The organism is Aliihoeflea sp. 2WW (assembly GCF_000497755.1).
GTDB lineage: Bacteria > Pseudomonadota > Alphaproteobacteria > Rhizobiales > Rhizobiaceae > Aliihoeflea.
Genome location: NZ_AYOD01000013.1, coordinates 87,446 through 94,603, shown reverse-complemented (window position 1 = coordinate 94,603; position 7,158 = coordinate 87,446). Strand labels below are relative to the sequence as shown.

Here is a 7,158-nt window from a genome sequence, read left to right as displayed (position 1 = left end):
TCCCTCCCCCTTGTGGGGAGGGATAAAGGGTGGGGGTCCCCTTCGCAAAAACAGCACCCACCACCCACGCAAACCTCAGAACAGCCTGAACCGGCTCTCCGTCACCGGCTTTTCGCCTTCCTCGACGCCCGGATCGTCCGGGATCGGCATCCTGGTCGGTCGATCGGTCTCGTCCTCGATCATTTCGGCGTCGAGCGGAGCAGAAGCTGCGGGCTCGGCTGCGGTCGAGGCGAGCGCCGCGACGGGAGCCGGGGCCTTGGCGTCGTTTGCGGCGACCGGGCGGGCCGGTTCGGGTTTCGATGCCGGTTTTTCGGACGGCGTCGGTTCGATGACAGGGTCAGGCTCGACAGTGGCGACGGGTTCGGAAACGACCACCGGAGCCTCTGCCTTCGCCGGCTTCGTTTCGGGCTCGCTTGCCGGCTCGGGCGCGGTCTTCATCGGCTCTTCGACGATGATGTCCTCGACCGGCTCCGGCTCTGCGGCGACCACCGGCTTCGAAGGCCGGTGCTCTTCGTGCTCGATCGGAGCGGGCAGGGTCGGGGTGATCGCGAGTGCCTCGTCGCCGGCCTCGATGACCTGGCCGAGCCGCTCGACCGGGGCGCGCCATTCGAAGGCGTCGAGGCGGCCGGTGACCGGCGAGAGCGGTGCCCAGTGGTCCGAGACGTAGCCGTCGGCGATCCAGACCGGATCGCGCGGCGCGCGCACGGCCTTGCCGAGCCACTGGCGCACACGGCCCTGGTCGCCGGTCTCAGTCTCCTCGATGTCGGCCAGAAGCAGGTAGGCGCCTTCGCGTGGCTCCTGCCGGATTGCGGCTTCGGCCTGCGCGCGGGCAAGCTTGTAATCGCCGGCGGCGAGCGCGGCGCGGGCGACGGCGAGAGCGGATTCGGGATTGTTCTGTTTCAGCGTCTGCAGCTTCCTCGCCCGCGTCAGACGATCGAGCGTCGAATCGCCGAGACGCGCATTGACATAGGCGTCGGCGATCTCGGGATGCGCGTTGCGCTTCCAGCCGGCTTCGAGAATCTTCGCGCCCTTGCGCAGATCGTCGAGGCGGAACAGCGCCTTGGCCGCGACGATCGCGGCCGGAACGAGGTCTGGCGCGAGGCGGTGGGCTTCGAGTGCCGCGTTCTTCGCCTGCACCGGCTCGGCGTCGAGGAGTTCGGTGGCCTTGGCGGTCAAGAGGACGGCCTTGCGGCGTTCGGCCGTCTCGCGGTCAATCTGCTGGGTCGATTTCTGCGTGTCGACGAGACGCAGCGCGGCATCCCAGTCGCCAGCCTCGGACTTTTCCTCCAGCGCTGCGCCGGATGCCCAGGCAAGCTGCGGCGCGGTTTCGACCGCGCGCTCGGCATAGTGCCGCGCGGCCTGCCGGTCGCCCACGCGCTCGGCTTCGAGGTAGAGGCCGCGCAGGCCGAGAAGTTTCATCTCGGGCTTGTCGAGCATCGCCTCGAATTTCTGCCGCGCGCCCGGATGGTCGCCTTCGAGCAGGGAAGCCTGTGCGTCGAGAAGATGGACCAGCGGCTCGCGGTCGGAGGAGAGGAGCTTCAGCGCCTCCTTCTTCTTGCGCCGCGCGAGCGCCGGATCGCCGGCGCCGGCCGCGATCATGCCCATCGACAGCGCCTCGTAGCCGCGATCGCGGCGTCGGGTGCGGAAATGGCGCGAGATGGTGTGCGGGCTGGTGACGATCGACTTGACCAGCCACCAGAGGATCATCGCGGCGGCGACGACGGCGATGATCAGGATCGCGGCGACCAGCAGGCTCACCTGAATCTGGTAGCCGCCGAAGGTCAGCGTCAGGTCGCCCGGGCGGTCGGCAAGCCAGGCGAAGGCGAAGCCGAGGATGAAGACGGGAACGAGGAAGAACAGGATGCGGATCATGATGTTTCGTTCCCTCAGGCGCCCTGGAGCGCGGTGGTCAGAGCACGGTCGATCAAATGGTCGGCGGCATGGCGGGCGCGCACCTTGGCCATGAAGTCCGCACCGGCGGCCTGAACGTTCTCCGGCAGGCCGTCATATTCGGCGATGGCGCGCTCGTAGTCGTCGGCGCGCACCGACGCTTCGAGCCGCGCGACCTTGGCGCCGACATCCTCGCCCTCGGCCATGCCGACGGGGCGAACCTGGACGAGCGAGCGCGCGCTGGCGGAGAGGCGGTCCATGATGCCGGCATTCTCGTCGACGCCGCTGGAAGCTGCGACCATCGCCTGCGCGGCCTGTCCCACTTCTTCCGCGATCTGCGCCCGCGTCGCGACGCCGTCGGCGGCGAAGTCGCGCAATTCGCCGACCTCCGTCGCGTCGGCGTCGAGGCCGGCATAGGTTTCGAGTTCGGTCGCGAAGGGCTGGCCACGATCGATCGCGGATTTCAGCGCCGACGCCGCGATGACGCGCTCTGCGCCGCTATTTTCGAGTTCGCCAAGTCGCGCCTCGATGTCGTCGAGCCGTGCGGCATTGGCGCTCGATGCCTCGCCGGCGCTTGCAAGCTGCTGTTCGACCTCGGCGAGTGCGGCTTCGGCGTCGGGCGCATCACTGACGGCGGCGATCGCCTGCTCGAGCGCGGCAAGCCTGTCGTCGGTCGCCGAAGTGTCGCCGGATGCGGAGCGCAATTCCTCGATTTCGGAGCGCAGCGCCGCCACATCGTCGTTCGCGCCGGCACCGGCGATCTCGCCGCGCAACGTCTCGATCTCGGCCTGCAACGCTGCGACCTGCTCGTCATTGCCCTGTTGCGTATCGGGCCAGATGCCGGCCGCCTGCAGCCCGGCGCCGAGCGCGAGCACGATCAGGCCGCCGACGATGCCGCCCATCAGCGCGCTGCCGCCACGCCTGGAATCGGCCTGCGCCGTTGCGGGACGTGGGGAGGATGCCTGCGAGGTGGCGAAAGCCGAAGGCGTCGCTGGCTTGGCGTCGGGTTTGGGAGCGTCAGTCTTGGGAGCGGGCTTTGGCGTCTCGGCCGGTTTGGATGCTGATGCTTTGTCGGTCTTGGCAGCCTCCACCTTGGCGGTGGGTGCCTTGGCTTCCTTCACAGGCTCCGGCTTGGAGGCGACCATGGGCTCGGTTTTGGCCTCGACGGCAGCCGCCGCCGCCTTGTCCGCGCCGATCGCGGCGGGGTCGGTGATGTCGCTGATATTTTCCTCGGAGGTGCCGGGCTTGGCGGCCTTGTCGTCGAGACGCGTCACGTCCTTCGGGTCGATGTCGATGGTCGATCCGGCCTTCTTCGGCTCCGAATAGCGTGATTTCGGCGTCTTCGACATGCCACTCCCCTTCAATTATCCATATGCGGCCAGTTACCCGGATGCGGCCGCGCTTTGATCACGTTCCGCAAGCTTTGCCATCATGCCCGCTTCATCGGGCGTCGCGGCAAGTCCGATGCGCCGCCCTGCCAGACCTGCTGCCGCCTCGGCGGATATGCACACGAAGACCGTGGGTTGGAAGCTGGACGGCGCCTTGGCAGCGATCCTACCCAGAATTTCGCCCCCGCGCTGCGAATAGACCAATGCGGCCCAAAACGGTTCCGACCCCAGTTTGGTTCCGGTTTCGCCTGCGGCGAACTCGGTGGCGCGTGCGTCGTAGAGCTCGATTTCCGTCACCCGATGGCCCTGTGCTTCAAGGGCAAGCCTGAGTTCGGGACGGCGGACACGGCCAGTCAGGTGCAGAACATGCGACGCTGCGACAAGGCGGCCGGACAGCATCTGCGCCAGTGCCCTCGCATCGGGCGCGACCGACGCCACCTCGCGGCCTGCAGCCTCGGCGGTCTTCGCGCCGACGACATGGAGCGGCAGGTGGCGCAGCTTCTCCATCAGGGAAGCCGGCGCATGGCGAAACGCGTTGGCGCTCGTCGCGACGACCGCGTCGATGCGTTCGGGAAGCGCGATTGGCTCCAGCGCCACGATCTGCGTCAACGGCAGGACGACCGGCTCGTAGCCGCGCTCGATCAACCGCGCGGCGGTGGCGGAGGCGCCGGGCTCGGGCCGGGTCACCAGCACGCGCCGCGCCATCGTCAGCTCCAGCTTTCGAAGAAGGCCGGCCCCGCGCGGTCGCGGATGTCGGCACCGGCCTTTGCGCCGATCGAAGCGGCATCGCCGGCACGGCCTTCGGCCCGGATCTCGTGCACCTGCCTTCCGTCCGGCGACAGGATCATGCCGAAGAAGGACAGCGCGTCGCCGTCGATCTGCGCATGGCCGGCCAGCGGCGTGCGGCAGGAGCCGTCGAGCGTCGCCAGAAAGGCGCGCTCGCAGGTCAGCGCCTCGGTGGTCGCGCGATGCCCGATGGGCTCCAGCAGCTTGCCGATGCGCGCGTCACCGATGCGGCTTTCGATGCAGATCGCACCCTGGCCCGGCGCGGGAGGAAAGGTCTCGACCGGCAGGAGTTCGGTGATGACATGGGCGAGCCCGAGCCGCTTCAGGCCGGCATTGGCCAGAAGCGTCGCGTCGACCACGCCTTCGCCCAGCTTGCGCAGCCGCGTCTGCACGTTGCCGCGATAGAGAACGACGTCGATGTCGGGCCGCAGGCGCCGGATCAGCGCCTGCCGGCGCAGCGAGGAGGAGCCGATGACGGCGTTTTCGGGCAGGTCGAGGAGCTTCGGCGCCACGCGGCCGATATAGGCGTCGCGCACGTCCTCGCGTTCGAGGAAGCAGGAGAGTTCGAGCCCCTCCGGCAGCGCGGTCGGCATGTCCTTCGACGAATGGACGGCGATGTCGATCGCGCCCGACAATAGCGCTTCCTCGATCTCCTTGGTGAACAGCCCCTTGCCGCCGGCTTCGGACAGAGGACGGTCCTGGATGCGGTCGCCGGAAGTCGAGATGACGACGATCTCGAACGCCTCCTGCGGCAGGGCATGCGCGGCCATCAGGCGCGCGCGCGTCTCTTCCGCCTGCGCCAGCGCAAGGGCGCTGCCGCGCGTTCCGATCCTCAACAGGTCTGTTTGCATCAAGTGGCGTCCATGATAGGTCGCCCCTACCTAGCGACGATGGCCGGCAACGGCAACCGAACGACCCGTTCCGAAAAGGTGTAGCGACGAAATGCGCGTGCTTGGCATCGAGACGAGCTGCGACGAGACGGCGGCGGCGGTGGTCGAGCGCGCGCCGGACGGCACGCCGCGCATCCTGTCCAACATCGTCCTGAGCCAGATCGAGGACCACGCGGCATTCGGCGGCGTGGTGCCGGAGATCGCCGCCCGCGCCCATGTCGAGGCCGTCGACGGCGTCATCGAGGCGGCGCTGGCCGAGGCGGATGTTAAGCTTGCAGACCTCGACGCCATCGCCGTCACCGCCGGGCCGGGGTTGATCGGCGGGCTCATCGTCGGCTTGATGACGGCGAAGGCGCTGGCGGCCGCGTCCGGCGTGCCGCTCGTCGCGATCAACCATCTCGAAGGCCATGCACTGACGGCGCGGCTGGTCGAGAACGTCGCGTTCCCCTATTTGCTGCTGCTCGTCTCCGGCGGCCACACGCAGATCGTCGAGGTGCGCGGCGTCGGCGACTATCGCCGCCTCGGCTCGACCATCGACGATGCGCTCGGCGAGGCGTTCGACAAGACGGCGAAGCTTCTCGGCCTGCCCTATCCGGGCGGTCCCAGCGTCGAGGAATGGGCGGCGCGTGGCGATGCGAAGCGCTTTTCCTTCCCGCGTCCGCTGCGCGGCGAGGCGCGGCCGGATTTTTCGTTCTCGGGGCTTAAGACCGCCGTTCGGCAGGCGGCGAACTCCATCGCGCCGCTGTCCGACCAGGACGTCGCCGACATCTGCGCCTCGTTCCAGCGCGCCATCGTGGAGACGCTGCAGGAACGGCTCGGCAAGGCACTGTCTGCCTTTCCCGCGATCGAGGACCGCGTGCTGGTCGTCGCCGGCGGCGTCGCGGCCAACAGGGCGATCCGCGCCGCGCTCGAAGCCTCCTGCGCGGCCGCCGGCTTTCGGCTGATCGCACCGCCATTGGCACTTTGCACCGACAATGCGGCGATGATCGCCTGGGCGGGGCTGGAGCGGCTGGCCGCAAATATCGAAGGCGAGGATGCAATGGCGCTCAGCCCGCGCTCGCGCTGGCCGCTCGACGAGGGCGCCGCGCCGGTCATCGGTTCGGGCAAGAGGGGAGCCAAGGCATGAGCGCGACGATCGCGATCCTCGGCGGCGGGGCGTGGGGCACGGCACTGGCCGTCACGATGATCCGCGCCGGACACGAGACGCGGCTGTGGGCACGCGACGCGGAAACGGTTTCGGCCATCAACGCGCGCCGCGAGAACCCGCGCTACCTGCCGGGCGTCACGCTCGACGAGGGGCTGGTCGCCTCGACCGATCTCGGCGCGACGCTTCAAGGCGCCGACGCGATCCTGAGCGTCATTCCCACGCAGGCGACGCGCGCAGTGCTGGCGGACGCCGCTCCGCACATGTCGTCGGACGTGCCGCTCGTGTTGGCGGCCAAGGGCATCGAGCGAGCCACCGGTCGTCTCGTCTCCGAGGTCGCCGCCGAAATCCTGCCTGCTTCGCCAATCGGCGCTCTGTCCGGGCCGAGCTTCGCGACCGACGTCGTACGCGGCCTGCCGACGGCGGTGACCGTGGCGTGCGAAGACGGTGACCGCGCATTCGCGCTCGCCGAGCTTTTCTCGGCACCCGCCTTCCGCTGCTATTCGACTGATGACCTCGTCGGCGTCGAGATCGGCGGGGCGTTGAAGAATGTCCTCGCCATCGCCGCCGGAGCCGTGTCGGGCGCGGGGCTCGGTGCGAGCGCGCAGGCGGCCACCATCACGCGCGGCTTCGTCGAACTGCGCCGCATCGGCGCCGCCTTCGGCGCGCGGCCCGAAACGCTGATGGGCCTTTCCGGGCTCGGCGATCTGCTACTCACCTGCGGCTCGGCACAGTCGCGCAACTTCGCCTATGGCATGGCGCTCGGCGCGGGCAAATCGCGCGAAGGACTGGCGCTGGCCGAAGGCGCGGCGACCGCCGGAATCGCGCTCGAGATCGCCCGGAAGCGCGGAGTCGAATCGCCGATCATCGAGGCGACTGCCGAACTGATCGAGGGCCACATCACGATGCAAGATGCCGCGACGCGGCTTCTGGCGCGGCCGTTGAAGAGCGAGGCGGAGTAGGAAATCTCGTGGGGCACTGCGCCCCCTCCCCCGTGAACGGGGGAGGATCAAGGTCGCGGCCGTCCCCGACGGTGTTCCTCCCCTGCGAAGCGGGGGAG

Annotated in this window: 6 protein-coding genes; 2 read left to right on the top strand and 4 right to left on the bottom strand. The window is 69.0% G+C overall.

Features of this window, described 5'->3' with window-relative positions:
• Positions 1-75: 75 nt before the first annotated feature.
• The 4 genes from ALII_RS0108400 to hemC are packed head-to-tail and all read right to left on the bottom strand — an operon-like array spanning position 76 to position 4,915.
• Positions 76-1,872 carry a heme biosynthesis protein HemY gene (locus tag ALII_RS0108400; RefSeq protein ID WP_024586875.1) on the bottom strand — a complete coding sequence of 599 codons (1,797 nt, stop codon included), beginning with the start codon at positions 1,870-1,872 and terminating at the stop codon, positions 76-78.
• Between the two features lie 14 nt (positions 1,873-1,886).
• On the bottom strand, positions 1,887-3,239 hold the full coding sequence (locus ALII_RS0108395; RefSeq protein ID WP_024586874.1) for a hypothetical protein: 1,353 nt from the start codon (positions 3,237-3,239) through the stop codon (positions 1,887-1,889).
• Positions 3,240-3,272: 33 nt separating this feature from the next.
• Complete coding sequence (locus ALII_RS0108390; RefSeq protein WP_024586873.1) at positions 3,273-3,983, bottom strand: uroporphyrinogen-III synthase; 711 nt, start codon at positions 3,981-3,983, stop codon at positions 3,273-3,275.
• 2 nt (positions 3,984-3,985) lie between these two features.
• Positions 3,986-4,915, bottom strand: coding sequence for a hydroxymethylbilane synthase (gene hemC / locus ALII_RS0108385; RefSeq protein WP_024586872.1), 930 nt, complete (start codon positions 4,913-4,915; stop codon positions 3,986-3,988).
• 91 nt (positions 4,916-5,006) lie between these two features.
• Here hemC and tsaD point away from each other — a divergent pair, with 91 nt between their 5' ends.
• Together tsaD and ALII_RS0108375 are read left to right on the top strand one after the other, a co-directional pair.
• On the top strand, positions 5,007-6,080 hold the full coding sequence (gene tsaD, locus ALII_RS0108380; protein ID WP_024586871.1) for a tRNA (adenosine(37)-N6)-threonylcarbamoyltransferase complex transferase subunit TsaD: 1,074 nt from the start codon (positions 5,007-5,009) through the stop codon (positions 6,078-6,080).
• Positions 6,077-7,060, top strand: a complete 984-nt coding sequence (locus ALII_RS0108375; protein ID WP_024586870.1) for an NAD(P)H-dependent glycerol-3-phosphate dehydrogenase — start codon at positions 6,077-6,079, stop codon at positions 7,058-7,060. Before tsaD ends, ALII_RS0108375 begins: the two co-directional genes overlap by 4 nt.
• Positions 7,061-7,158: the final 98 nt, after the last annotated feature.